At 35.2% G+C, this 25,812-nt stretch carries 23 protein-coding genes and 4 pseudogenes; 19 read left to right on the top strand and 8 right to left on the bottom strand.

The genetic code is table 11. The features are described from left to right. The first annotated feature begins 134 nt into the window (after positions 1-134). Positions 135-808 (top strand): annotated as a pseudogene (locus tag BSU00_RS06070) (SCO family protein). 7 nt (positions 809-815) lie between these two features. Here the strand turns inward: BSU00_RS06070 and BSU00_RS06065 are convergent. Next, positions 816-1,157, bottom strand: coding sequence for an SdpI family protein (locus BSU00_RS06065; RefSeq protein ID WP_105003585.1), 342 nt, complete (start codon positions 1,155-1,157; stop codon positions 816-818). Positions 1,158-1,160: 3 nt separating this feature from the next. After that, positions 1,161-2,486, bottom strand: a complete 1,326-nt coding sequence (locus tag BSU00_RS06060; protein WP_105003584.1) for a serine hydrolase — start codon at positions 2,484-2,486, stop codon at positions 1,161-1,163. 87 nt (positions 2,487-2,573) lie between these two features. On the opposite strand from BSU00_RS06060, the gene BSU00_RS06055 reads away from it, so the two are divergent. After that, on the top strand, positions 2,574-3,785 hold the full coding sequence (locus tag BSU00_RS06055; RefSeq protein ID WP_105003583.1) for an aminotransferase class V-fold PLP-dependent enzyme: 1,212 nt from the start codon (positions 2,574-2,576) through the stop codon (positions 3,783-3,785). A 71-nt stretch (positions 3,786-3,856) separates the two neighbouring features. Here the strand turns inward: BSU00_RS06055 and BSU00_RS06050 are convergent, their stop codons facing one another. Further along, on the bottom strand, positions 3,857-4,558 hold the full coding sequence (locus BSU00_RS06050; protein ID WP_105003582.1) for a Bax inhibitor-1 family protein: 702 nt from the start codon (positions 4,556-4,558) through the stop codon (positions 3,857-3,859). 163 nt (positions 4,559-4,721) lie between these two features. Here BSU00_RS06050 and BSU00_RS06045 point away from each other — a divergent pair, with 163 nt between their 5' ends. Further along, on the top strand, positions 4,722-5,096 hold the full coding sequence (locus BSU00_RS06045) for a hypothetical protein (RefSeq protein WP_105003581.1): 375 nt from the start codon (positions 4,722-4,724) through the stop codon (positions 5,094-5,096). Positions 5,097-5,124: 28 nt separating this feature from the next. Here BSU00_RS06045 and BSU00_RS06040 read toward each other — a convergent pair whose 3' ends face one another. Next, the gene (locus BSU00_RS06040) at positions 5,125-7,500 is read right to left on the bottom strand and encodes a TonB-dependent receptor (protein ID WP_233188614.1); all 2,376 of its coding nucleotides are present in this window, start codon (positions 7,498-7,500) and stop codon (positions 5,125-5,127) included. Positions 7,501-7,860: 360 nt separating this feature from the next. Here BSU00_RS06040 and BSU00_RS06035 point away from each other — a divergent pair, with 360 nt between their 5' ends. From BSU00_RS06035 to BSU00_RS06010, 6 genes and pseudogenes are all read left to right on the top strand, one after another. Further along, positions 7,861-8,949, top strand: a complete 1,089-nt coding sequence (locus tag BSU00_RS06035; RefSeq protein ID WP_105003580.1) for a hypothetical protein — start codon at positions 7,861-7,863, stop codon at positions 8,947-8,949. A gap of 8 nt (positions 8,950-8,957) precedes the next feature. Beyond that, positions 8,958-9,218, top strand: a complete 261-nt coding sequence (locus BSU00_RS06030; protein ID WP_105003579.1) for a hypothetical protein — start codon at positions 8,958-8,960, stop codon at positions 9,216-9,218. Positions 9,219-9,229: 11 nt separating this feature from the next. After that, positions 9,230-9,661, top strand: coding sequence for an outer membrane beta-barrel protein (locus BSU00_RS06025; protein WP_105003578.1), 432 nt, complete (start codon positions 9,230-9,232; stop codon positions 9,659-9,661). 171 nt (positions 9,662-9,832) lie between these two features. Beyond that, positions 9,833-10,321: an acetyl-CoA carboxylase biotin carboxyl carrier protein subunit gene (locus tag BSU00_RS06020; RefSeq protein WP_105003577.1), complete on the top strand. Its 489-nt coding sequence runs from the start codon at positions 9,833-9,835 to the stop codon at positions 10,319-10,321. A 1-nt stretch (position 10,322) separates the two neighbouring features. Then, entirely contained in the window at positions 10,323-11,771 is a 1,449-nt protein-coding gene (gene accC, locus BSU00_RS06015; RefSeq protein WP_105003576.1) for an acetyl-CoA carboxylase biotin carboxylase subunit, read from the top strand. Then, positions 11,761-13,301 (top strand): annotated as a pseudogene (locus tag BSU00_RS06010) (acyl-CoA carboxylase subunit beta). The gene accC and the pseudogene BSU00_RS06010 overlap by 11 nt, the downstream one beginning before the upstream one ends. 122 nt (positions 13,302-13,423) lie before the next feature. Here the strand turns inward: BSU00_RS06010 and pnuC are convergent. Together pnuC and BSU00_RS06000 are read right to left on the bottom strand one after the other, a co-directional pair. Beyond that, positions 13,424-14,056, bottom strand: a complete 633-nt coding sequence (gene pnuC / locus BSU00_RS06005; RefSeq protein ID WP_105003575.1) for a nicotinamide riboside transporter PnuC — start codon at positions 14,054-14,056, stop codon at positions 13,424-13,426. A gap of 110 nt (positions 14,057-14,166) precedes the next feature. Then, complete coding sequence (locus BSU00_RS06000) at positions 14,167-14,754, bottom strand: 4'-phosphopantetheinyl transferase superfamily protein (protein WP_369820276.1); 588 nt, start codon at positions 14,752-14,754, stop codon at positions 14,167-14,169. A 105-nt stretch (positions 14,755-14,859) separates the two neighbouring features. Here BSU00_RS06000 and ahcY point away from each other — a divergent pair, with 105 nt between their 5' ends. Beyond that, the gene (gene ahcY, locus BSU00_RS05995) at positions 14,860-16,176 is read left to right on the top strand and encodes an adenosylhomocysteinase (protein WP_105003574.1); all 1,317 of its coding nucleotides are present in this window, start codon (positions 14,860-14,862) and stop codon (positions 16,174-16,176) included. A gap of 121 nt (positions 16,177-16,297) precedes the next feature. On the opposite strand, the pseudogene BSU00_RS05990 reads toward ahcY, so the two are convergent. Then, positions 16,298-16,824 (bottom strand): annotated as a pseudogene (locus BSU00_RS05990) (inorganic diphosphatase). Positions 16,825-17,115: 291 nt separating this feature from the next. Further along, positions 17,116-18,096, bottom strand: coding sequence for a pyruvate dehydrogenase complex E1 component subunit beta (locus BSU00_RS05985; protein ID WP_105003573.1), 981 nt, complete (start codon positions 18,094-18,096; stop codon positions 17,116-17,118). A gap of 380 nt (positions 18,097-18,476) precedes the next feature. On the opposite strand from BSU00_RS05985, the gene BSU00_RS05980 reads away from it, so the two are divergent. From BSU00_RS05980 to gldA, 9 genes and pseudogenes are all read left to right on the top strand, one after another. Beyond that, positions 18,477-19,217 carry an electron transfer flavoprotein subunit beta/FixA family protein gene (locus BSU00_RS05980; RefSeq protein ID WP_105003572.1) on the top strand — a complete coding sequence of 247 codons (741 nt, stop codon included), beginning with the start codon at positions 18,477-18,479 and terminating at the stop codon, positions 19,215-19,217. 92 nt (positions 19,218-19,309) lie between these two features. After that, on the top strand, positions 19,310-20,263 hold the full coding sequence (locus BSU00_RS05975) for an electron transfer flavoprotein subunit alpha/FixB family protein (protein ID WP_105003571.1): 954 nt from the start codon (positions 19,310-19,312) through the stop codon (positions 20,261-20,263). A gap of 138 nt (positions 20,264-20,401) precedes the next feature. Next, positions 20,402-21,013, top strand: coding sequence for a bifunctional nuclease family protein (locus BSU00_RS05970; RefSeq protein WP_105003570.1), 612 nt, complete (start codon positions 20,402-20,404; stop codon positions 21,011-21,013). Positions 21,014-21,032: 19 nt separating this feature from the next. Beyond that, entirely contained in the window at positions 21,033-21,179 is a 147-nt protein-coding gene (locus BSU00_RS13235; protein WP_233188613.1) for a hypothetical protein, read from the top strand. Positions 21,180-21,436: 257 nt separating this feature from the next. Beyond that, positions 21,437-22,786, top strand: a pseudogene (locus BSU00_RS05965) (NupC/NupG family nucleoside CNT transporter); the annotation flags it as partial. A gap of 158 nt (positions 22,787-22,944) precedes the next feature. Beyond that, a complete protein-coding gene (locus BSU00_RS05960) occupies positions 22,945-23,769 on the top strand; it encodes a thymidylate synthase (RefSeq protein WP_105003569.1) in 825 nt (274 codons plus the stop codon). 87 nt (positions 23,770-23,856) lie between these two features. After that, a complete protein-coding gene (locus BSU00_RS05955; protein ID WP_105003568.1) occupies positions 23,857-24,042 on the top strand; it encodes a hypothetical protein in 186 nt (61 codons plus the stop codon). Between the two features lie 223 nt (positions 24,043-24,265). Beyond that, positions 24,266-24,754, top strand: coding sequence for a dihydrofolate reductase (locus tag BSU00_RS05950; RefSeq protein ID WP_105003567.1), 489 nt, complete (start codon positions 24,266-24,268; stop codon positions 24,752-24,754). Positions 24,755-24,756: 2 nt separating this feature from the next. Then, entirely contained in the window at positions 24,757-25,650 is an 894-nt protein-coding gene (gene gldA, locus BSU00_RS05945; protein WP_105003566.1) for a gliding motility-associated ABC transporter ATP-binding subunit GldA, read from the top strand. Positions 25,651-25,812: the final 162 nt, after the last annotated feature.

The following is a 25,812-nucleotide window of genomic DNA, read 5'->3' as shown; positions in this document are numbered from 1 at the left end:
TGTTGCAAATGTACGCTTTTCATAAGAGTTCTAAAAGTTTGTAAGTCACGAGTGCTGTTGATTTAACAAACTTTTTAATCTTCCTGTAAATATTAGATTTTATAAGTTGTATTTTTGTTTAAAATTTAGCTTAAATGGATTTAAAATTCTTCAAAAAGTCTAAAAATACCCTTCGGTTTTTCGCGGTTTTTACAATTGTTGTATTACCGATCTTTTTTTACTTATTAAAAGTAGATACCCGTTTACCAATATATAATCCCATTGATGTGAACCCAAAGTTAGTGGATGCTTCGGTAAGAAATAAAGCCAAAAATCATACGGTTGCTGATTTCACCTTGCTTAATCAAAACGGTGATACTGTCACGCAAAATGACTATAAAGGTAAAATTTACATCGCAGACTTTTTCTTCACAAGATGCCAGTCTATCTGTATTGTCATGGCCTACAATATGGCTGAACTACAAGAGCACTTTAAAAATGATGAGGATGTAATGTTTTTGTCACATTCGGTTACTCCTGATATAGATAGTGTTTCCGTGTTACGAGCTTACGCAGATAAAAAGGTGTAATCGATGGAAAATGGAATGTTACTACAGGGAACAAAAAAGATATTTACGATTTAGCACGTAAAAGTTATTTTGCAGTTTTAGATGAGGGCAATGGTGATGAAAACGATTTTATCCATACAGAAAATTTTGTACTCATCGATAAAGACCGAAGAATCCGAGGTATCTATGACGGTACTAAAAAAGAGAACATGCAGAAAATTATTGCAGATATTACAACATTAAAAGAAGAATATAAGTAAGCAGTTATTATTTTTTGTTTCCATCATCATCAAAATTTTTACTGAGTTCTTGCTCCGTTTTTATAACGGCTACTGCTAAAGAAAGTAGCATAATAGCCATAGGTTGCCATGTTACCTCTTTTCCGAGATAAACGAAAAGAATTGCAGCTGCTAATGAAAACCCTGCATACTTTAGTAACTGTTTTGTGAAAAAATCATTGGCGAAATTCCAAATCGTCTCATTTTTCATTGTTTTATTGGTGCGATATCCATAAAAAGAATTTATGTTTTTAGGAGGAAAAAAATAAAAGAGAATACTGAAAATAAAAAGTAAACCATTGATAGATAGTACGTAGTAAAAAGGATTCATATGCTAATTTTTTACACCAGAAATAATTTCTTTCAAAAATACATTAATATCTGCATTTTTAGTTAAGCCCATTCGAACAATTACCATTTCTTGATCGGGTAAAATAAAAACATTTTGCCCCTGATAACCATTAAAGGAATACATGTTTTCGGGAACATCGGGATAGCGTTTCCCAGCATTAAGCCAAATTTGCGCACCATACCAACCGTTTGAGCTGGGTGTTGGCGTAGTGGCATAGGTGACCCATTCTTTTGCAAAGATTTGTTCTCCGTTCCAATTTCCTTTATGTAAATAGAGTAAACCAAGTTTTGCCCAATCTCTTGGTGTTGCCCAACCATAAGAAGAACCAACATAATTTCCAGACATATCTGCCTCTAAAACCATAGAATGCATACCAATTTTGTCTAATAAGGCAGTATACCAAAAATCAAGGTACTCTTGATGACTGTTAAATTGCTCGCGTAGTAAACCAGATAAAAGATTAGTAGTGCCCGAAGAGTAATTCCATGTTTTGTTTGGTTCACCTATTAATGGTTTATTTATTTGCGTTTTGGTCATGTCTTCCGAAAGAAACAACATCTCGGTAACATCACAGATAGTATTGTAATCTTCCTCCCATTCTAGCCCAGAATTCATTTGTAGCAAATTATGAATGGTAATATCTCTACGAGCATCGTTTTGCCATTCCTGAAAATTTGGAGTGTCTTTTACATTTATTTTACCTTTGTGTTGTAATATACCAAACATAGTAGCAGTGATACTTTTTGTCATAGACCAGCCCAAAATTCTAGATTCTTTCGTAAAATCAGTATCGTATTTTTCAGCAATTATCTGATCTTTATAAATTACGATAACAGCTCTAGTTTTGTTGGTATCGTTAAACATGTTTGCTACAGCCTTATTTACTTTATCGTAGTTAATATTTTGAAATAAAGTGTCTTTTTGTTTTCCATTCCCATATGGATATGGGATATTTTTAGGTTTTGTATTTCGATTTGGAGTTCGATAAGATTTGGAAACATCTGCGTTTTTTGGCACCAAAACAGCTCCTAAACCTCGTCTGTAAATTGCCTTTCTGGAAAGCAATCCAAAAGCAGAACTAGTGGCAGATTCTTCCTCGGTATTAATTGTATTAGAAGCCAGGTTTACAGGGGAGAAGTTATTGTCAGTGCTATCTGTAAAAGTTAATGTTCTGTTGGCAAGAAAAACAGAGGAGGCGGTGTTTTTAGCGGCATATCCAGCTAGTAGATTTAGTCTAGGATAGTTGCGGTAAACTACAATTCCAATAACAATAAGTATTAGCAGGATTAGTCTTTTAAATAACTTCATGAAATTCATTTTTCACAAATGTAATAATTTAATTGTTTACATGATTTTTAATAAACCAAGTATTATCTTTGTAGTAAATTATAGAAAATGTTTGCAATAGATAAAATTAGAGCAGATTTTCCGGTACTGAATAGAAAAGTACACGGGAAACCTTTAGTGTATTTTGACAATGCTGCTACCTCACAAACTCCAAAGGTGGTTATTGACGCAATCGTAGATTATTATTCTAATTACAATGCAAACATCCACCGTGGAGTACATACGTTGAGTCAGGAAGCAACTGATAAATACGAGGAAGCTCGTATCAAAATACAGAAGCATTTTAATGCAAAACATTCCTATGAAATAATTTTAACCGCAGGCACTACCAATAGTATAAATATTGTTGCCTCAGGATTCTCTACTTTACTAAACGAAGGAGACGAAATTTTGGTGTCTGCTCTTGAACATCACGCTAACATTGTTCCTTGGCAAATGCTATGTGAAAAAACTGGAGCTATTCTGAAGGTTATTCCAATGCAGCAAGATGGTTCTTTGCAGATGGAAGTATTTCATAGCTTGTTGAATGAAAAAACAAAACTAGTATTCTGTAATCATATTTCCAATGCACTAGGAACCATTAACCCAATTGAGGAAATAATTGCGGCAGCACATAGCTTTGGTGCCTATGTTTTAATTGATGGTGCTCAAGCTTGCCCCCATATAAAACCAGATTTACAGGAGCTTAACGTAGATTTTTATGTCGCTTCAGCTCATAAAATGTGTGGGCCAACAGGAGTTGGTATGCTGTATGGTAAAGAGGAATTGTTGCAAATGTTGCCGCCATACCAAGGAGGTGGCGAAATGATCGAAACTGTCACCTTTGAAAAAACCACTTATGCTGGGTTACCACATAAATTTGAAGCAGGTACGCCTAATATTTGTGGTGGAATCGCCTTTGGCGTAGCCTTAGATTATATGAATTCTATTGGATTTGATGCTATTGCAACTCGAGAAAATGAATTGTTAACCTACGGAACTGCGCAATTAGAAAAAATTGAAGGACTAAAAATATACGGAACATCGAAAAAAACTTCTGTAATCTCTTTCAACATAGATGGTGTACATCCATACGATATAGGGGCTATTTTAGATAAATTAGGGATCGCTGTAAGAACAGGCCAACATTGCACACAGCCCATTATGGATTATTATGAAATACCTGGTACAGTAAGAGCTTCCTTTGCTTTTTACAATACCAAAGAAGAGATTGATGTATTTGTTAATGCCGTCAAGAAGGCCCAAATGATGTTGTGTTAAAAAACTATATCACTAAAAAAGCAACCCTAAAAGGTTGCTTTTTTAGTTTATTGAGATTTTAATTTATACGATTAATCTCGAGACATAAATATTTGAATGACATACCAAAACAACAACATTAGAGAGGCAAATAAACCTAAGGCAGCCGGAATGTAGTCATCGGTAGAAAATTTATGGACTAAATTAGAGGTTTGGTATAAAATAGATCCTGCAGCCAAAACACACATTCCAACAGAAAACCACAATCCAAGTGTGAATCCAAATAAAGTACCTGCAATAATAAGTCCGAGAGCAATAAAAAATCCTATGGTGATTCCTGCTCGTAGAAACGAAAAATCTTTTTTAGTAAGGAATACTATTGAAGAAATACCCGCAAATAATCCAATGGTCACTATTGCTGCTTGTTGTAAAAGTTCAACACTATTGGTATATACGATTGCCATGTATATTAATGGGATAAAAATAAAAGCCTCTGCGAAAATATAACCTGCATAGGCCAGGTATTGCAAGTTTTTATCGGTAGTTTTTAAAGCAGTGCTTTCCGCATAATTAGTAATAAGCATAAATCCTCCTAAAAGTAAAAGCCATCGATAGCCTTGTGTCATTGAAAGGGCAAACTCTACTATAGTGGCACTCTGTAAGAGTAAATATTCAAAGAGAATAAATAGTAAAACCCCTCCTGCAACATGTGCATAAGTTTTCTTGTAAAAAGCGATTCTTTCCGTTTCAGAAACTTCTGAAACTAATACTTTAGTATTAATTGTGTTTTCCATATTTGATTATTGTTTTGGTAAATATATCTTTTAACAACAACATATAAAAAATAATTTTAATGGTTATTAGTTCGATTAAATATGAATCTTTTTCTCTATTTTTACTATTGTTACAGATATGAGATATTTTTATTTACTTATTTTGACATTTATAGTCACAGCAATGGGCTATACTCAAACAGATACTCCAAAATTTGATAAACTTGTATATAAAATTAAGGCAAGAGGCAGTTTTTCGCAACTAACGGTATTTCCAGACAAAATTATTTACGTAAATGGAGATAGCTATAAAAATCATCCAATCACTGCAAACGATTACCAAGAGCTTTCCGATTTATTAAATGAAATTGATGCATCGAAAATACCAAGCTTTAAAGCACCTACAAACGAAAGGGCTAGAGACAAAGCTATGCAGGCTAATGTTTCCGTGTACCTAAGAGACAGCACGTATTCGTCTCAGGCTTTTGATGCAGGAGCACCACCAGTTCCTTTGCAAAAGCTCCTAGAGAAAGTATTTGAATTGAGTAGGCAAAATTAAAAATCCGAGTTAATACTCGGATTTTTTATTAAAATTTTAGGGTTATACCACTTAGGAAATTTATGGTAGCCTGTGGGTAATACCCAGCGCCATCTAAAGTGGTTACAAAATTTGGGTCAGACCAAGTATCGTCATAGGTAAAGTAATAGCCTCGATCTACGTATTCTTTGTTAAATATGTTGTTAATAGTCGTGGTAAATACAATAGATTTAAAAACTTTATTAAGTGGAATTTCATAGATAAGATTTAAATCACTGGTAAAGAAATCCTCCAAGACATCATTTTCCGAAATGGCGCTATTCAAGTTGCTCATGTATTGTTTGCCGACGTATTTGTATAAAAATCCAATTTGTAAATTCTCTACAGGCTCATAAACAAATGCATTTCCGAAAATAATGTCTGGTGAAAAGGCAATAGGTGTATCTCCTAGGTTAATAAGCGCACCATTTATTTTTTGATAGTAGTCTTGATTTCTGTTTTTACTAAGAGCGATGTTAGGACGCATAGAAAGATTTTCTGCCAATTTTAAATCTGCATCAATTTCTAATCCTAAGCGGTAACTATTTCCGCTAGAAGTTCGCAGCGGTTCTCCTGTTAATGGGTCTATGGCTCCACTTAAAATTAATTGATTTTGATAGTCCATATAATACACATTCGTATTTACTTTAAAATTATCTGAGGCAAATCGCCATCCGATTTCAAAATCGTCGAGGCTCTCGTGCTGTGAGTTTCCTCCTTCAAAATCACTTCTATTAGGCTCTCTATTCGCTCTTGCATACGATGCATATAGGCTATGATTGCCATCTATAAAGTAAGTTACCCCAATTTTTGGGTTGAAAAAATTGTAATTTTGATTTACATCTATTGGGCTTCTATCAGAGGTTAATCCTGCAGTTTCATAGTGTACAAAGCGTCCTTGAAGATCTAAATACGCCTTTAACTTTTCGGAAATACTATAGGATGCTTTGGAAAATATACTAAAGTCTGTCTTTTTAGATTGACTAAAGTAATATCGATCTCCCCAGCTAGTTCCTGCCGATAGGTCACTTCCCCAAATCACCTCGCCATAGTGATCATTGTCGTAGGTGTTGTATGAAACTCCAGATATAACTTCCAAATTATCTTTGTCGTCATACGTTAAAGTTCCATTGATAACATAAAAATGATTGTCTAACCACCGTTGCACAATAACATCACTATCCTCGTTAATTAGGTCGTTGTAATCACTCGCTGCTTCTTCTGTTTTATACTGTTCAAAATATCCCTTACCTCTAGTATAATTTAAACTAATCATACTGTTCCAGTTCTCCGATAGTTTTTCATTCCAATGCAATTGAAAATGATCTTGCCAATAATTATCAGTTTCGTTGTCGTAGGTGTATGGATTTTGCCTCCGGTCTTCCTCCAGTTGTTCTTTTGTAAGCCCTGCCCACGCCTGATAGGTTTTTTCCGAGCCTCCAAAAACAATAGCCTTAATTAAAGTAGTGTCATCGGTATAACTACCTTGAAGAAAATAAGATTTTAGATCGGTAAAGGCGCGGTCTACATACCCATCGGAGTAGATCTTAGACAGCCGTCCTGCAAGTTCAAAATTATCGTTTATTTTCCCAGTAGTAAATTTCACCGTGTGCTTTCTCGTTCCAAAAGAACCAAAAGAATTTGCAATTTCACCACCTGCCTCCTCGGAGATGCCGTCTGTTAAAATATTCAAACTTGCTCCAAATGCTCCCGATCCATTGGTAGAGGTTCCAACTCCTCGTTGCAATTGTAAGCTTTCTGTGGAAGATGCAAAGTCTCCTAAATTAACCCAAAAAGTTCCCTGACTTTCACTATCGTTATATGGGATTCCGTTAATTGTCACATTAACTCTACTTGCATCAGAACCACGAACTCTAAGATAGGTATATCCAATACCTGCTCCTGCATCAGACGAAGTAGTAACAGAAGGTAAATAATTCAGTAAAATAGGAATATCTTGACCAAGATTCCGTTTTTCAATTTCTTTTTTTGTGAGGTTAGAGTGGGTTACTGGTGCATCCGCCTTTACTCTAACTGCAGAAACCAAAACTTCATCTAGCATGGTGTCTCCTTCGACTAACACAAAATTAATCGTTTGATTATTATAAACCTCAATACGCTTTTTTTCTGTTTTAAACCCCACATAGGAAGCTTCTATCAGGTATGTTCCTTTGGGAATCTTAAACTGAAAAGTACCATTAAAATCGCTGCTTGCTCCCTTATTTAATGCGGTGATACGAATACTTGCATTCGGTAATGGCTCCTGGTTTTGGTCTACAACAGAACCCGAAATAGAATATTTTTGAGCATTTGCATGAATACAAGTGAATAAGGCCACTAGAAAAGTTACTTTCTTCACTTTTCTAATTAAAGACTGGTTACTCATGTTTTTCTTTTAATTTTTTTGGAATAAAAGAGGCTATTATTCTTTACTATTAATAATTATAACCCGTGTATAATACGACACGCCAATCGCTAGCAACTAATGTAAGTAAAAATATAGCGTTCCCTAAACAGCATTACCTGTTCTAGGTTCTACGGGTATGATCTCAGCCAATTGAATTTTGATAGGTTAACTATATTAAAATCCTCTTTTAGGCACCCCTTTTTGAGAACAATGCAAAGATACTTCGCATTTAGGAGATTCTAAAGAATTACTAGGATAAATCTATGGTTAATTTTTTATGATTTTTAATTCTTGGATTTTATATTTTTTTTATCTTTAAAAAAATGAAAAGAAATAAATATGAATAAGACAAAATATTTGTGTTTTTTGGTCCTTTTAGTTAGTTATTTCAGCTATTCTCAATTAGATGCAAAGATTAATGATTCCATTCCAAAAGAAACCTACCCATACAAATTACCGATTTGGGGTCAAAAAGCTTTTGAAAAAGGTTATGGAGACCAATTACAACTTCCATTAGGTGTTAATCTGAATTATGTCAATACGTTTATTGATATGAAAATCACGGAGTTTGAGCTTAATGTAGGGAATACAGATGTATCTAATATAATCAATATAGAGACCCTAAATTTTACAGAAGTTTCTGCGTTGTCTAATGGTATTAATCTTAGAGCAGATTTTTGGCTATTTCCATTTATGAATATTTATGGTTTATATTCTAATGTTTCTGGTGGTACAAACGTAAGTTTACAACCAACTTGGAGAGATGAGTTAGGGAACATCATTCTGCAATTACCTGAATTTAGTGCGGATGTAGATTTTAAAGCACAAGCCTACGGTATTGGTACAACACTTGTATTTGGTTATCAAAATTATTTTTTAAGTACTGATCTTAATTATTCTGCTACAGATACCGAATTGTTAGAAAATCAAATAGGAATTTTAAATCTATCGGCTAGGTTAGGGTATAAGTTTGATCTGTCTAAAAAGAATCCAGATTTCTTTCTAGCGCCGTATGTGGGTATTATGAATAGAGATTTCGTTGGAGCAAAGGGCAGTAGAGGATCTATTCAATTCAATGAAGTTTTTCCTGAGATTGATACGGTTTTTAATGAAAAAATAAACTCTAAAGTGGAGAGTAATAATCAAGAAATCCAGGGCTTAAACCCCATTTTAGATGCAGATCGTATTATAAAGTTAAAAGCACAAAATTTAGCATTACGAGAAATACAAAGTACCGTAAATGACAATGATGTATTTTCAACTTCCATAAATTACTTTATCAAAAAAGAGATGATTCAAACCTATACTTTTCAGTTTGGATTTAATTTACAAATGAATAAACATTTTATGTTGCGCGGAGAATATGGTATTTCTGGTTCCCAACGTTTTATTTTAACAGGCTTACAATACAGATTTGGAATTAAATAAAAAAAGTTATGAAAAAAATTGTTATTGGTATTTTATTTTTATTTGCAGCACCTTCGCTCGTTCAAGGACAAGCTGCAATACTAGCACTTATTTTTGGAGATAAAGTAGCCTCTGAAAAGTTTAATCTGAGTATGGAAATCGGAGGTAATTTTAACCATTATTCCAGCCTAGATAACTACGACAGAACTAAGTTAGGAATCAATTTTGGTATTGCCGGTAATGTTAAGGTTTCGGAACGTTTTTATATCAGTCCTGCAATTTTTTCCTAGGAAATAGAAAAATGAAATTTGAAAATTTATCCCTAAATACTGGATCTTCAAGTCTGAACTCAAATTTCCAAAATGTTCCTACCGATTTGAATCTAAATTATTTAGACATCCCTATCTTGTTCTCTTACATGAATAAAAAAGGGAATTTTAAATACAGTATTGGTCCTCAATTTTCATTTTTACAAAGTGCTAATATGGTTTATTTTGGGGAAGAAGGAGAATTTACGGAAAATTTTAAATCGAATATGAATTCGCAAGATTTTGGTTTTATCACCGATATAGCCTACATATTAAAGGATTTTAAGCCGAATAAGGAGATTCATATTCACCTGCGTTATTACTATGGTTGGAACGATGCTTTTTCCGATGCCTTTAGTGCCAACACGAACAGATCGAGTTATTTCTCTGTACTATTGAGCTTTCCTTTTATAAAAAGTAAATAATCTAATTATTGTATGGATATAATTTCCATAGCTTTTGGCCTGAAGAATTCTAGCTTAATTGTTTATTTTATTTTCTCTTTTTTTAATTATCGTTTTGTGTTTTTATATGCAGTTTAGAGTTGTGTAGTACTAAAATATTTTAATAATTTAGTAACCGCAATATCAATACATATGAAAACATCCTTTAAAACCACGGTAAATTCATCCTATGATTTTCATTTTGATGAAAACCAGATTGAACAACTCGACATTGTACCGCAATCTAGTTCTGAGTATCATGTTCTTGAGAATAAAACCTCGTACAAAGCAGAAGTCGTGTATGAGAATTTTAATAAAAAAAAATATGCTATCGCAATAAATGGCAACGTCTATGATGTAGCTATTTCCGATGCTTTAGATTTATTAATTAGTGATCTCGGAATGGAGGTTACTGCAGAAAAGAAAGAAAACGATTTGAAAGCACCTATGCCTGGGCTTATTGTTGCAATAAACGTAGAAGTTGGTCAAGAGGTTAAAGAAAACGATGGCTTGTTGGTGTTAGAAGCTATGAAAATGGAGAACACCCTTGTGTCTCCTAAAGATGGCGTAATAAAATCAATTGCTGTAGCAAATGGTGATCGGGTCGAGAAGAACACAATTTTAATTGAATTAGAGGGGTAGAATGAAAAAAATATTAGTAGCCAATAGAGGAGAAATTGCACTTCGTGTCATGCGAACAGCTAAAAAGATGGGCATAAAAACAGTTGCTATTTTTTCAGAAGTAGATAGGAATTCACCGCATGTAGCCTTTGCAGATGAGGCGGTTTGTGTTGGTCCTGCTCCTTCGAATCAATCGTATTTATTAGGAGATAAAATTATTGAGATAGCCAAAGACTTGCATGTTGATGGGATTCATCCTGGGTATGGTTTTTTGAGTGAAAATGCTGATTTTAGCCAGGCAGTTACTAAAAGCGGTATTACTTTTATTGGGCCAAAGGCAGAGGCTATTCAGGTAATGGGAAGCAAATTGGCAGCAAAAGAGGCTGTCAAAAAGTACGACATACCGATGGTGCCAGGAATAGACCATTCTATTACAGATATCGCATATGCAACAGAGATTGCTGCTAAAATAGGATACCCTATTTTGATAAAAGCATCGGCTGGAGGTGGCGGTAAAGGAATGCGAGTTGTAGATAAAGTGGAGAACATAAAAGAACAAATGCAACGAGCGATTTCGGAGGCCACTTCTGCTTTCGGAGATGGAGCTGTATTTATAGAAAAGTACGTTGGATCTCCTCGCCATATCGAAATTCAAGTTTTAGCAGATAGCCATGGAAACGTGGTGCATTTGTTTGAACGAGAATGCTCTGTGCAAAGACGGCACCAAAAAGTAGTGGAAGAAGCGCCTTCTTCTGTTCTAACACCAGAGATACGTCAAAAAATGGGACAAGCGGCAATAAAGGTTGCCAAGGCTTGTGATTATCTTGGAGCCGGAACTGTTGAGTTTTTATTGGATGAAAATATGAATTTTTATTTTTTAGAAATGAATACACGTTTGCAGGTGGAGCACCCTGTTACGGAAATGATAACTGGTGTTGATTTGGTCGAAGAACAAATTAGAATAGCAAGAGGGGAGCGCTTGTCTTTTACACAGGAAGATCTTACCATTACTGGTCATGCTCTTGAACTTCGTGTATATGCGGAAGATCCTTTAGATGGTTTTAAACCAAGTATAGGTGTTTTAGAAACTTACCAGACTCCAAAAGGAGAGAACATCCGAGTAGACGACGGTTTTGAGGAAGGTATGGAAGTGCCAATTTATTACGATCCGATGATTTCAAAACTTATAACTTATGGTAAATCACGTGAGGAGGCAATAGAATTAATGAAAAAAGCAATTGTTGCTTATACTATCAAAGGGATCGAAACTACCTTATCTTTTGGTAAGTTCGTTTGTGAACACGAAGCCTTTATTTCAGGGAATTTCGATACGCATTTTGTAAAAAAGTATTATGCTACCGATAAATTACAAGCCATTTATCAAAGAGAAGCAGAGATTGCTGCTAAAGTAGCATTGCAACTATATTTAAAAGAAAAACAAATTTTAAAAGTACCAACTCGTGAAATCTAAAATACAACAATTACAAGCTAAAATTCATACCGCTAAAGAAGGAGGAGGGCAAAAAAGAATTGATAGACAACACCAACAAGGTAAGTTAACCGCTAGAGAACGTATTGCTTATTTATTAGATGAGGGCTCTTTCGAAGAGGTAGGTATGTTGGTTACGCATAGAACCAATGATTTTGGTATGGAAAACCAAAATTTTATGGAGATGGTGTAGTTACAGGATACGGAACAGTAAATGGTAGATTAGTATATGTTTTTGCACAAGACTTTACCGTTTTTGGAGGCTCCTTGTCTGAAACACATGCTGAAAAGATTTGTAAAATTATGGATTTAGCAGTTAAAGTTGGTGCTCCTTTAATTGGTTTGAATGATTCAGGTGGTGCCAGAATTCAAGAAGGTGTTAGATCTTTAGGAGGATATGCGGATATCTTTTATCGAAACGTGCAGTCTTCCGGTGTCATTCCCCAAATTTCTGCAATCATGGGGCCCTGTGCCGGTGGAGCAGTGTATTCTCCAGCAATGACAGATTTTACCGTTATGGTTGAAAACTCCAGTTATATGTTTGTAACAGGACCGAATGTGGTAAAAACAGTTACGAATGAAGAGGTAACCTCAGAGGAGTTAGGAGGAGCAAGTACACACGCAACGAAATCTGGAGTTACACATCGCACGGCTGCAAATGATGTGCAATGTTTAGAGGATATTAAAAGTCTTTTAAGCTACATGCCTCAAAATAATCAAGAAACTACCCTACAGCAGCCCTACGAGCTTGGAAATGAACTTCGGGAAGAATTGAATAACATAGTTCCAGAGAATGCAAATAAACCATACGATATGCATCAGGTTATTCATGGAATCGTAGATGCAAACTCTTTTTTTGAAATTCATAAAGACTATGCTGATAATATAATCGTTGGCTTTGCAAGAATCGCAGGGAGAAGTATTGGAATAGTTGCCAATCAACCGATTAGTCTTGCAGGATGCTTGGACGTTAACAGTTCTAAAAAAGCGGCTCGATTTACACGTTTTTGTGATTGTTTTAATATTCCATTATTAGTATTGGTAGATGTTCCAGGGTTTTTACCAGGAACAGATCAAGAGTGGAATGCAATAATTACTAATGGTGCCAAATTATTGTATGCATTGAGTGAAGCAACTGTGCCTAGAATTAGCGTTATTACCAGAAAAGCCTACGGAGGTGCTTATGATGTGATGAATTCAAAGCATATTGGATCTGACATGAATTTTGCTTGGCCATTGGCAGAGATTGCGGTTATGGGAGCCAAGGGTGCAAGTGAAATTATATTTAAAAAAGAAATCGCAAATGCCGTAAATAAGGAAGAAAAGTTAGCAGAGAAAGAAGCAGAATACGCCTCTTTGTTTGCAAATCCATATGTAGCAGCAGAAAGAGGTTTTATAGATGAAGTAATTTTACCAAAAGAAACGCGCAGAAAGTTAATTAAAGCCTTTGCGATGTTGGAAGGTAAAAAAATAGAAAGACCCAATAGAAAGCACGGAAATATTCCGTTGTAATTTTTAAGTACAATACCCTATTTTTAACGTTTACTGCTTTTTTTAAGCATTGCCACGGATGAGTTTTTGTCCGTGGTTTTTTTGAGAATTCCCTTGTTCACTTTGTTAAAGACTAACAAATTTTATGTAAGTAGTGTTTTTTTATACACGATTTTTTTCCATGATAAATATCCTGAAATGGCGATAATAGTAAATAGTAAATACTGAAAACTAGTAAAGGTAAATCCCTTGTAAAAATACAAAGGAACCGAGATAATATCTCCAATAATCCAATAGATCCAATTTTCAATTTTTCGTTTTGCCATTAACCACATACCCACGAAGAATATTGCTGTTGTTACAGTATCCACATATGCAGTCCAATGGTTCCATTTGTCGAAGCTTACATAGACTGTGTACACGAAAAGCAAGGTGGTAATAAAAATAGCACCACTGATTTTTTGTTCCTTTTTTGATGTTGTGCTTATTGGAGTTACTTCATTCTCATTGATTTTTCTTGTCCAAATATACCAGCCATAGACACTCATTATAAAGTAATAAGCGTTAATCATCATGTCTCCGAGAAGACTCCATTTTAGCAATAAATACACAAAAATAGCGGTACTAATCATACCTGTAGGAAAGACCCAAATACTATTTTTTTTAGAGCACCAAACCGATAAAAAACCAAAGATAACAGCAGTAATTTCCATGCCAATGTCTAGAGGAGAAGCGTTGGTATACTGACCGAATAAGAAATCTATCATGGTTTGCATCGAATTATGTTTTCCAAAAACAAAGATAGTTTCTAATCTTAGATGTCTTAGGTATTTACTACTAATTTTTATAAAATTACAAAAACTATGTGCGATGTAAACCTAACTTTTTAGGCGGCATATCCGTAGACACATGTAAAATCGTCAAATTCGAAGAAATGAATGGTATACGATGATTTCGTTCCGTTGAAGTTTATAGTCCCTATTGTTTTTTCATCTTTAAAAGCAAAGTCTTCGATATATATGTGTTCTTTGAAAAGTAACTGTTTTTTTCCGTAAATTTTATACAAGCTTTCCTTTGCCCCCCAAACAATAGTTAACTTACTTACTAATGCACTGTGATTGGCAATGGTTTTATACTCTTCAAGCGGTGTAAATTTCCTTGCGATTTTCACTATTTTATCCCTGCGCTTCTCTATATCTATGCCAACCGGACTGTCTTCAGAAATGATAATTCCCGTATATTCAAAAGAGTGCGTAATGGAAATAAATTTTCCGTTGCTTAGGTGCGGTTTACCGAAGGTGTCATATACAACATCTGCGTCGGAATAACCTGCTAATTTTAACAAATGGCGAATGCTTAAAAAACCTTTCTGATGCAGTTCAGATTTCATGCTATTTACCCTGTTTAAACTTTGCTCTGTCAGTACAATACCCTCAAAAAGTTCCTCTGAGGTTTCTGTAATTTTCCATACCAAAAGTTTGTATTTTTATTAACGGTTACAGTTTTATATAGCGGCATAAATTAAAAAGTTATTCCGTAACTTTGCAGTTCGAAAGTTGATAATAAATATACAAAAAATATGAGTGCAAATACAGCAACATACGTTCCTTTTAAAGTTAAAGATATCACTTTGGCAGATTGGGGAAGGAAAGAGATTGAATTGGCCGAAGCTGAAATGCCAGGTTTAATGAGCTTACGTGAAGAGTATAAAGAGGAGCAACCTTTGAAAGGTGCTAGAATAGCTGGTTGTTTACACATGACAATACAAACTGCGGTACTTATAGAAACATTACAAGCTCTTGGTGCTGAGGTAACTTGGAGTTCCTGTAATATTTTTTCAACCCAAGATCAAGCTGCCGCTGCAATCGCTGCCGCTGGAACAGCTGTTTATGCTTGGAAAGGAATGAATGAAGAGGAGTTTGATTGGTGTATCGAGCAAACCTTATTCTTTGGTGAAGACAAAAAACCCTTGAATATGATTCTAGACGATGGAGGTGACTTAACCAATATGGTTTTAGATAAATACCCACATTTAGTAGGAGATATTAAAGGATTATCGGAAGAAACAACAACCGGTGTACATCGCTTGTACGAGCGTATGAAAAACGGAACATTGCCAATGCCGGCAATCAATGTTAACGATTCTGTCACCAAGTCTAAGTTTGATAATAAATACGGATGTAAAGAGTCTGCAGTAGATGCCATTCGTAGAGCAACGGATGTAATGTTGGCAGGAAAGCGTGTTGTGGTTTGTGGTTATGGTGATGTTGGTAAGGGAACTGCAGCCTCTTTTAGAGGAGCTGGTAGTATTGTAACCGTAACAGAAATTGATCCAATTTGTGCCTTACAAGCGGCAATGGATGGCTTTGAAGTAAAGAGGTTAGAATCGGTAGTCGCTAATGCTGATGTTGTTATAACGACTACAGGAAACAAAGATATTGTTCGTTCGCAACACTTTGAAGCAATGAAAGACAAAACTATCGTGTGTAATATCGGTCATTTTGATAATGAAATTGACATGGCTTGGTTAAACGATAATCATGGCGGTACTAAAGTGGAGATAAAACCTCAGGTAGATAAGTATACTGTTAACGGAAATGATATTATCATTCTAGCAGAAGGACGTCTGGTAAATCTAGGATGTGCAACCGGGCATCCAAGTTTTGTAATGTCTAATTCTTTTACAAACCAAACGTTAGCCCAGATTGAATTATGGACGAATGCAGATGCTTATAAAAATGAAGTGTATATGCTGCCAAAACACCTTGATGAAAAGGTAGCTAAATTGCATTTGGCAAAAATTGGAGTAGAACTTACAGAGCTACGTAAAGAGCAAGCAGACTATATTGGTGTTACCGTAGAAGGACCATTTAAGCCAGAACACTACAGATACTAGTAGTTTTCTAGAACGTATAAAAAAAGCCTCTTACTAAAAGAGGCTTTTTTAATTGACTTTTAAAAAAAAATTTCTTTTGTTTATTCCAAAAACATTTTTTACAGGGTAACTTTTTTACTTATTAGATTACAAAGTTAGCATTCTTTTTGTGTTCGCTAGCTTCGTATCGGTCTAAGCATTTTTGAAGAATATCGTATGCTTCATTGGCATCACCCCAATCTCCAACATCTACTTCTTTTTTTCTAAGTCTTTATATACCTGGAAAAAATGCGTAATTTCTTCTTTTCGGTGCGGGTTTAAATCCGTAATGTCGTTATACTTGTTCCAGATAGGATCTGAAACTGGTACACATAGTATTTTTTCGTCCGGCCCTTTTTCATCTGCCATGTGAAAAACACCAATAGGTTTTACTTCCATAACACACATTGGAAACGTAGGTTCCGCTCCTAATACTAAAACGTCTAAAGGATCCCCATCTAAAGCAAGTGTTTCTGGAATAAACCCATAGTCACCCGGGTACATCATGGATGAAAATAACATACGATCAAATCGAATTTTCCCCAATTCAAAATCGTATTCATACTTATTTCTACTTCCTTTTGGTATCTCTATTAAAACATCTACTGTTTTTTTCTCTTTTGCTGTCATATTCTTAACGTAAAACTTCAATTCTTAAAACGGATTGCAAAAGTAGCTAAAATTTAACATAATTCGCCTATAATTAGTACTTTTTTAGTGTTAAGTTATAGTTATTAAGGAATGCGATTTATGGGCTTTTATGTTTGTCTTTGGATGTTATGGTGAAGCGTAAATGTGGGGCATTTTCTGGTCTACAGGGTAATGTAAAAGTACTACTACCAATGCGGTTGTAATTTACACATTAAAAAGCCCATATAGTTTGAGACTACATGGGCTTTTCAGGATATTTTAGTAGTTCTACTATTTTAGATACATCACCTCTTTTACCGCGGAAATAACATCCTTGCTATTTGGTAACCATTTTTCTAATAAAACGGGTGAATACGGTGCAGGTGTGTCCGCAGTTGTAATTCTCTTAATTGGAGCGTCTAAATAATCAAACGCTTCTTCTTGGATTCTAAATGTTATTTCAGACGCTACACTTCCAAAAGGCCATGCTTCCTCCAAAACGACTAATCTATTTGTCTTTTTAACAGATTCTAAGATTGCATTGTGATCCATTGGTCTTACAGTTCTCAAATCTATTATTTCAACGGAAATTCCTTCCTCAGCAAGAACATCAGCTGCTTTATAGGCTTCTTTGATAATTTTACCAAAAGAAACAACAGTTACATCTTTACCTTCTCTTTTAATATCTGCTACTCCAATAGGAATTATATACTCTCCCTCCGGAATTTCCATTTTATCGCCATACATCTGTTCTGATTCCATAAAAATCACCGGATCGTCATCGCGAATAGCAGCTTTTAGTAATCCTTTTGCGTCGTATGGATTGGAAGGAACAATAACTTTTAAACCTGGGCAATTTGCAAACCAACTTTCGAATGCTTGTGAATGTGTCGCGGCAAGTTGTCCTGCTGATGCCGTAGGTCCTCTAAATACAATTGGACAGTTAAATTGACCACCGCTCATTTGTCTTATTTTTGCGGCGTTATTAATAATTTGGTCGATTCCAACTAAAGAAAAGTTGAAGGTCATATATTCTACAATAGGACGATTGCCGTTCATCGCTGAACCTACTGCAATCCCTCCAAAACCTAATTCTGCAATAGGGGCGTCAATAACACGTTTCTCACCAAACTCGTCTAGCATACCTTTACTAGCTTTGTAGGCACCATTGTATTCGGCAACCTCTTCACCTATTAAGTAAATGCTTTCATCGCGACGCATTTCCTCGCTCATTGCTTCGCAAACGGCTTCTCTAAATTGAACTGTTTTCATATGATTTTAAAGTAGTTGTTTATCAAGAGTGCAAAAATAGTAAAATTGGTGCTAATTAAAAGGTAGATTTTTACTAAATCTAGGATTGTAGCAATTAAAAGCTTCTTACTGTGGCGCAGTGAAGGAGAGCTATGCAAAGATGTATTATCTCATTGTGTAGAAATTAATAATTACAATAACGCACTATTTTATGTAACTAGTAGTGGTATTTACGATTACTAGTCTTTATTTATGAGTATGTATTAAATTTTTAACATAAATTTTACTGTTATCGTAATTTCAGTAAAAAAAGTAATTAATTTACTATGCACGCATAGTAAATTAGAAAAAAAGTCTTAACTTCGTAGCTCAAAAAATAAGTTTCTTTAAAACAACAATATATGAAAATATTAGTATGTATCAGTCATGTTCCTGATACCACTTCAAAAATTAATTTTTCGGATAACAATACCAAGTTTGATACAAACGGAGTACAATTTGTTATCAACCCATACGATGAGTTTAGTTTAACTAGAGCAATGTGGTTTAAAGAAAAGCAAGGAGCTTCTGTAACGGTTGTAAATGTTGGAGATCCTTCAACAGAGCCAACATTGAGAAAGGCTTTGGCAATAGGTGCAGACAATGCAATACGCGTAAATGCGGTTCCAACAGATGGTTTAATGGTGGCAAAAGAGTTAGCAGAGATTGTAAAAAACGGGGGGTATGACTTAGTTTTAGCAGGGAAAGAATCTGCAGACTACAATGGACAAATGGTTCCTGGGATGTTAGCTTCTCTTTTGGATTTTAATTTTGTAAATGGTTGTGTTGGAATGGAAGTAGAAGGTACTAATGTATCTTTAGAGCGAGAAATTGACGGGGGTGAAGAAAAAGTTTCCTCTTCCTTACCAATGGTTGTTGCAGGACAAAAAGGGATTGTTGAAGAAAAAGATCTTCGTATACCAAATATGAGGGGTATTATGATGGCACGTAAAAAACCTTTAACTGTTGTAGAACCAGCTGGTGCTGCCACTGGATCTGTTTCACAATCTTTTGAGAAACCAGCTCCAAAAGGTGCTGTAAAATTAGTGGACAATGTGGATGAGCTAATTAGTTTATTGCATAACGAAGCAAAAGCAATTTAAAAAAAGTAAGTAAAACAAGTGAGTTTATAGTTGCGATACCGAATCATAAATGGGAGTAATTTTATAAAACTTACATCAAAAAAATAGTAAATATGTCTGTATTAGTTTTTGCCGATTCATCGGAAGGAAAATTTAAAAAAACAGCGTTTGAAGTTGTATCATACGGAAAAAAAGTAGCAGAACAGTTAGGGTTGAATTTAGTTACCCTAACTATTAATGGAGCCGATGCCGCAGAGCTAGCCGCTTTCGGAGCAGAGGCTGTAGTTGAAGTTAAAAACGATTTAAGTTCTTTTAATGCAAAAGCCTATGCTGCAATAATACAACAAGTGGCTGCAGCAAAAGAAGCAAAAGTGATCGTAATTGATTCTAGTATCGACGGGTTAACAGTAGCGCCATTAGTTGCTGCTGGATTAGACGCAGGATATGCTTCTAATGTGGTTGCACTACCAAGCAGTACGACACCGTTTGTGGTTAAACGAAAAGCTTTTTCAAATAAAGGGTTTAACAACACTGAAATTTCAACAGAAATCAAAGTTGTGGGTGTTGCAAAAAATTCATTTGGAGCGCACGAAAATCAGGGATCTGCAAGCGTGGAGAGTTTTGAAGCTGCCTTACCAAATTTAGGTGTGCAATCCGAAGCGATTGACAAAGCCTCAGGAACCGTAACAATTGCCGATGCAGATGTAGTTGTTTCAGGAGGAAGAGGTTTAAAAGGTCCTGAAAATTGGGGAATGATTGAGGAGTTAGCGGGTGTTCTAGGAGCGGCTACAGCTTGTTCTAAACCAGTTTCAGACTTAGGTTGGAGACCGCATAGCGAACACGTAGGGCAAACTGGTAAGCCGGTAGCTTCTAATTTGTACATTGCGGTTGGTATATCTGGAGCAATACAGCATCTTGCTGGTGTGAATGCATCTAAGGTTAAGGTAGTTATTAATACCGATCCTGATGCGCCATTCTTCAAAGCTGCAGATTACGGTATTGTAGGAGATGCTTTTGAAGTAGTTCCCCAATTAATCGCGAAGCTTAAAGAATTTAAACAAGCATAAAAGTGTTGGGTTGCGTTTTCTTTTCAAAGAAATTAGAAAAGAACTCATATTTTTTAGTAAATTGTGCCCGATTTAAAAGACTGTCTAAAACCTTAATAAATCTGATTTAGACAGTCTTTTTGTTTTTATTACTGTTACATGAGCCTAATAAAACTTACAATTAAGGGAATTTCATATAGTCAAACCCAGAGTGGTGCATACGCTCTGGTTTTGAGTGAAATCAATGGAACAAGAACGTTGCCAATTATAATAGGTGCCTTTGAGGCCCAGTCCATTGCCATAGCACTAGAAAAAGAAATTCGACCGCCAAGACCCTTAACGCATGATTTATTTAAAACATTCGCAGATCGTTTTTCCATATCTGTAAAACAAGTCATTATTCATAAGTTGGTGGATGGTGTATTTTTTTCAAGCCTTCTATGCGAACGAGATGGGAGAGAAGAAGTTATAGATACAAGAACTTCTGATGCAATAGCACTAGCAGTTCGTTTTCAAGCACCTATTTTTACCTATGAAAATATTTTGGATAAAGCTGGGATATTCTTGAAAATTGATGAGGAACTCGTTAAAGAAGAGGAGGAAGTAGATGAAGAATTTGAACTTACTTTTGAAGAGGAAGAAGTTTCCGCATCGAATGCCTATTCTCAAATGACATTATCGCAGTTACAAGAGCAGCTAAAAGACGCTGTCTTGAATGAAGATTACGAATTGGCGGCAAAAATTCGAGATGAAATTAGCAAACGGTCTTAGATAATTTAAAACAACAGAAATGAAGAAGGTGTTTTCGTTTTTAATACTTTGGACCTCTCTATTGGTTTATGGTCAGGAGTTTGAAAATAATTGGGTGTTTTCAGAAATTACTACCATAGAAGGTGTTGAGGTAGTACCACACATAAGGGAGATGTTTTTCATCTAGCAGATGGTAATTTTTCCTATTCTTTACTTCATAAGGATAGTTTACAAGCTAAAGGGAGTTACATACATCAAAATAATCTCTTAATTTTTAAGTATAGCGAGCCAAAAGACACGGTTAGGTATTACAATATTATTGCCGCAAAGGATGGTAAACTCACCTTGTCTGAGAATAATATTTTGTATAAATTTTCACTGTCTGAAGACGAACCAACAGAAGACGTGTTAGCCCTTAAAAGTGAAATTGCTATTACGAAATCTACTATAATTCCAAGTAAAGGAATTACTTTACAAAGTGTATTACGAGGTGTTCTCGGGATGTTTGTACTTATTGTATTGGCATTTTTATTTAGTGCTAATCGCAAGGCAATTGATTGGAAAATAGTTGGTATTGGTCTTGCTTTTCAGATTTTTATCGCCATCGGAGTTTTAAAAATTCCTTTTGTCCAGGCAATCTTTAACTTCATTGGAAAAGGATTCGTAGAAATTTTAGAATACACCAAAGCTGGGAGTAAATTCTTATTTGAAGGTCTTATTTCCGATATGGATACGTTTGGGTTTATCTTTGCGTTTCAAATACTACCAACTATAATATTCTTTTCTGCTCTAACCTCTCTGTTATTTTATTTGGGGATTATTCAAAAAGTAGTTCGTGTTTTAGCCTGGTCGTTAAGTAAAATATTAAAAATTTCTGGAGCGGAGAGTCTCTCGGTTGCAGGAAATATATTTTTAGGACAGACAGAAGCTCCGCTTCTGATAAAAGCCTATTTAGAAAAAATGAATAGGTCTGAGATATTATTGGTAATGATAGGGGGAATGGCTACTGTAGCTGGTGCCGTATTGGCAGCTTATATTGGTTTTTTGGGAGGTAATGATGAGGCCCTTCGTTAACTCTATGCAAAACACCTTTTGGCAGCATCTGTAATGGCTGCTCCTGGTGCAATTATTATTTCTAAAATTTTATACCCCCAAACAGAATCCGTAAATACTGACGTAAAGGTTTCCCAGGAAAAAATTGGTTCCAATATTTTAGATGCCATTGCAAACGGTACGACGGAAGGGCTTCAGTTGGCGCTAAATGTAGGGGCAATGCTTTTGGTTTTTGTTGCGTTTATTGCAATGATAAATGGGGTTCTTGGTGCTTTGGGTGGTTTTGATGGCATCGCCTATTTGGATTGGAAATTCACCTCACTAAATCAAATTATAGCCGATACCACTGCCTACGATTCACTTTCATTAGAGTTTATTCTTGGGTATTTATTTGCTCCTTTGATGTGGTTAGTAGGTGTCGCGAGTGAAGACATGGCGCTTATGGGCCAACTGTTGGGTATTAAATTAGCTGCAAGTGAATTTGTAGGATATATTCAATTAGCAGAATTAAAGAACGCAACAAATGCAATACATTTAACCTATAATAAATCCATTATCATGGCAACTTATATGTTGTGTGGATTTGCCAATTTCGCTTCTATCGGAATTCAAATAGGTGGTATTGGTTCTTTAGCACCTACGCAGCGAAAAACCTTATCGGAGTTTGGAATGAAAGCTTTAATAGGTGGTACTTTAGCATCTTTAATGTCTGCTACTATCGCAGGAATGATTATCGGTTAATAACTTATGAATATAAATATTGTAAGCTTTAGACATAAGTGCTAATGCTTTTCTATTTTTACAAGACTATTTAATGAAAAAGAATAAATAGTAGGTATGAGAAATAATAGATAAGGATATAGGCAACTTGAGCTTGTATTATGTAAAAAAATCGAATTATGAAACAGTATTTAGATTTAGTAAAACATGTTTTAGAAAACGGTAACGAAAAAGGTGATCGCACAGGAACGGGAACAAAAAGTGTTTTCGGATACCAAATGCGCTTTGATTTGAGTGCAGGCTTCCCCATGGTTACTACTAAAAAGCTACACCTAAAATCTATCATATATGAGTTATTGTGGTTTATAAAAGGGGATACTAATATCAAATATCTTCAAGAGAATGGTGTGCGAATTTGGAATGAGTGGGCAGACAAAAATGGTGATTTAGGTCCAGTTTACGGCCATCAGTGGCGTAATTGGAATAGTGATGAAATTGATCAATTGCAAGAAGTAATTGCAACTTTGAAGAAGAATCCAAATAGCAGAAGGATGCTTGTTTCCGCTTGGAATCCGTCAGTACTGCCGAATACCGCCAAGTCTTTTGAGGAAAATGTAGCAGCAGGGAAGGCTGCTTTACCACCATGTCATGCTTTTTTTCAATTTTATGTTGCCGATGGAAAATTATCCTGCCAGCTCTACCAAAGAAGTGCAGATATCTTTTTAGGAGTCCCATTTAATATAGCCTCCTATGCATTACTTACTATGATGGTTGCGCAAGTTTGTGGATATGAATATGGGGATTTTATCCATACCTTTGGAGATGCACACATCTACAACAATCACAGGGAACAATTAGAATTACAACTATCAAGAGAGCCAAGAAAATTGCCAATAATGAAATTGAATGCAAACATTACAAATATTGAAAATTTTACCTTTGCTGATTTTGAGCTAGTAGACTACAATCCTCACCCACATATTAAAGGAAAAGTTGCCATTTAACTTTAACGTTCTTTTCTGTGTTATTTATTATTAAAATTAAATCATTGTTTTTAACTTAGGAAGCCTAAACTAAATGCAATAAACGCCATGACAACCACTGAAATAGATTTAATTAAAGAGACTCTTTATGATAAAATTGCAGATATTGAAAATGTTAATATATTAAGAGCAATTCAAACTATTGTAGAAAGTATTGAAAAAAGAAGTGATGACTTTGTGACCAGTAAACAAGACTTTAATTCTTATATCCGTGAATGGGTTAAAAATATGTAGCCTAGAATAAACCGCTATTTTTTTAGGTCTACACGGAACCGTAATAAACGGAAATTGTAACTGTTGTATTATTGGCAGCTGCCTTTTTCTTCTTTTTTACAGGAAGTAACAGCTTATTAAGCATACGAGTCTAAAACCAAGAAGATTCTTTTTTATCTTTGTTTTTACAAACGAAAGGACAAATAATAGACGAGATTTCTCGTTAAATTAATAGTATTTTTAGATGATAACAGTAATTGCTGCTATAGGAACAAATAATGAGTTAGGGAAGGGAAATGATTTAATTTGGCATTTACCAGCCGATTTAAAACGATTTAAAAATGTTACTTCTGGTCATACGATTGTAATGGGGCGAAAAACATTTGAAAGTATAGGAAGACCACTGCCAAACAGAACTACGATTATCATTACTCGAGATAAAACCTATGCACAGGAAGGATGTATAATAGTGAATAGTGTTGAGGAAGCTATTGCATCAGCGCCAAAAGGTCAAAAGATATTTGTTATTGGTGGGGCGCAAATATACCAGTATGTATTGGCCAAAAACCTTATAGACACCTTAGATATAACGCATGTTCACGATGTTTTTGAGGCAGATGTTTATTTCCCTGAAATTAAAGAAGCCACCTGGAAGGAAGTAGCTAGGGAAGATTTTAAAGCCGATGAAAAAAACAAGTACGATTATAGTTTTGTTTCTTACCAAAGAATTTAAATATGTCTATACAATTAGAGGATATAGTAAAAAACTATGGTGCGCAAAAAGCGCTTAAGGGGATATCATTTGCTGCGCGAAAAGGAGAAATTGTTGGTTTCTTAGGGCCAAATGGAGCTGGAAAATCCACCACAATGAAAATCTTAACTGGTTTTTTAAAGCCAACTAGTGGAGCAGTATCTATTTGTGGTATTGATATGATTACGAATCCTATCGAAGGGCAAAAGAAAATTGGATATTTACCGGAGCATAACCCATTGTATACGGAAATGTATGTTCGTGAGTATCTGCAATTTCATGGATCGATACACAAAGTAGGATTAGAAAAAATTGAGGAGACTATTGCGGCGGTTGGATTAGTAACCGAGGCACATAAAAAGATTCAACAATTATCGAAAGGCTATCGACAGCGCGTTGGTTTAGCTGCTGCTATTTTACACAATCCTGAAGTTTTGATTTTAGATGAGCCCACTACGGGCCTAGATCCTAATCAGTTAGTTGAAATACGACAACTTATTAAAGCATTAGGTAAGGATAAAACAGTATTGTTTTCAACACACATTATGCAAGAGGTAGAGGCAATTTGTGATCGAGTTCTAATTGTAAAAAAGGGACAATTGGTATTTGATAAGCCATTGCGAGAATTGCAGGTAAATTCCAAACAGACAATTCGAGCAACCTTTGATTACAAAATAGAAGAGCAATTCATTAAACGATTACCGCATCTTATTTCGTTTAAGAATCCAATAGAGAATAACTGGATTCTTGTATTTGAGACCTCGGAGGATATGCGACCTGTTATTTTTGATTTTGCACAGGAAAATGGCTTAAAAATTTTAGGCTTAAATAGAGAAAATAAAAATTTAGAAGGACTTTTTCAAGAACTTACCAGTTAATACCATCATCGCTAACAAAGTTTATGGTGAATTGTTGCACTACGCTATCGCTATCGAATGGCAAATGTTTGTTTGACATACCATCCTAAATCGTATCTAAATTGGGTCCAATACTTTCAAACCAATTTAAAAACAGTTCCCATCCTTAGGTGTAAATTATAC

The organism is Tenacibaculum sp. SG-28 (assembly GCF_002954385.1).
Lineage (GTDB): Bacteria > Bacteroidota > Bacteroidia > Flavobacteriales > Flavobacteriaceae > Polaribacter.
This window is presented reverse-complemented; position numbering and strand designations above follow the sequence as displayed.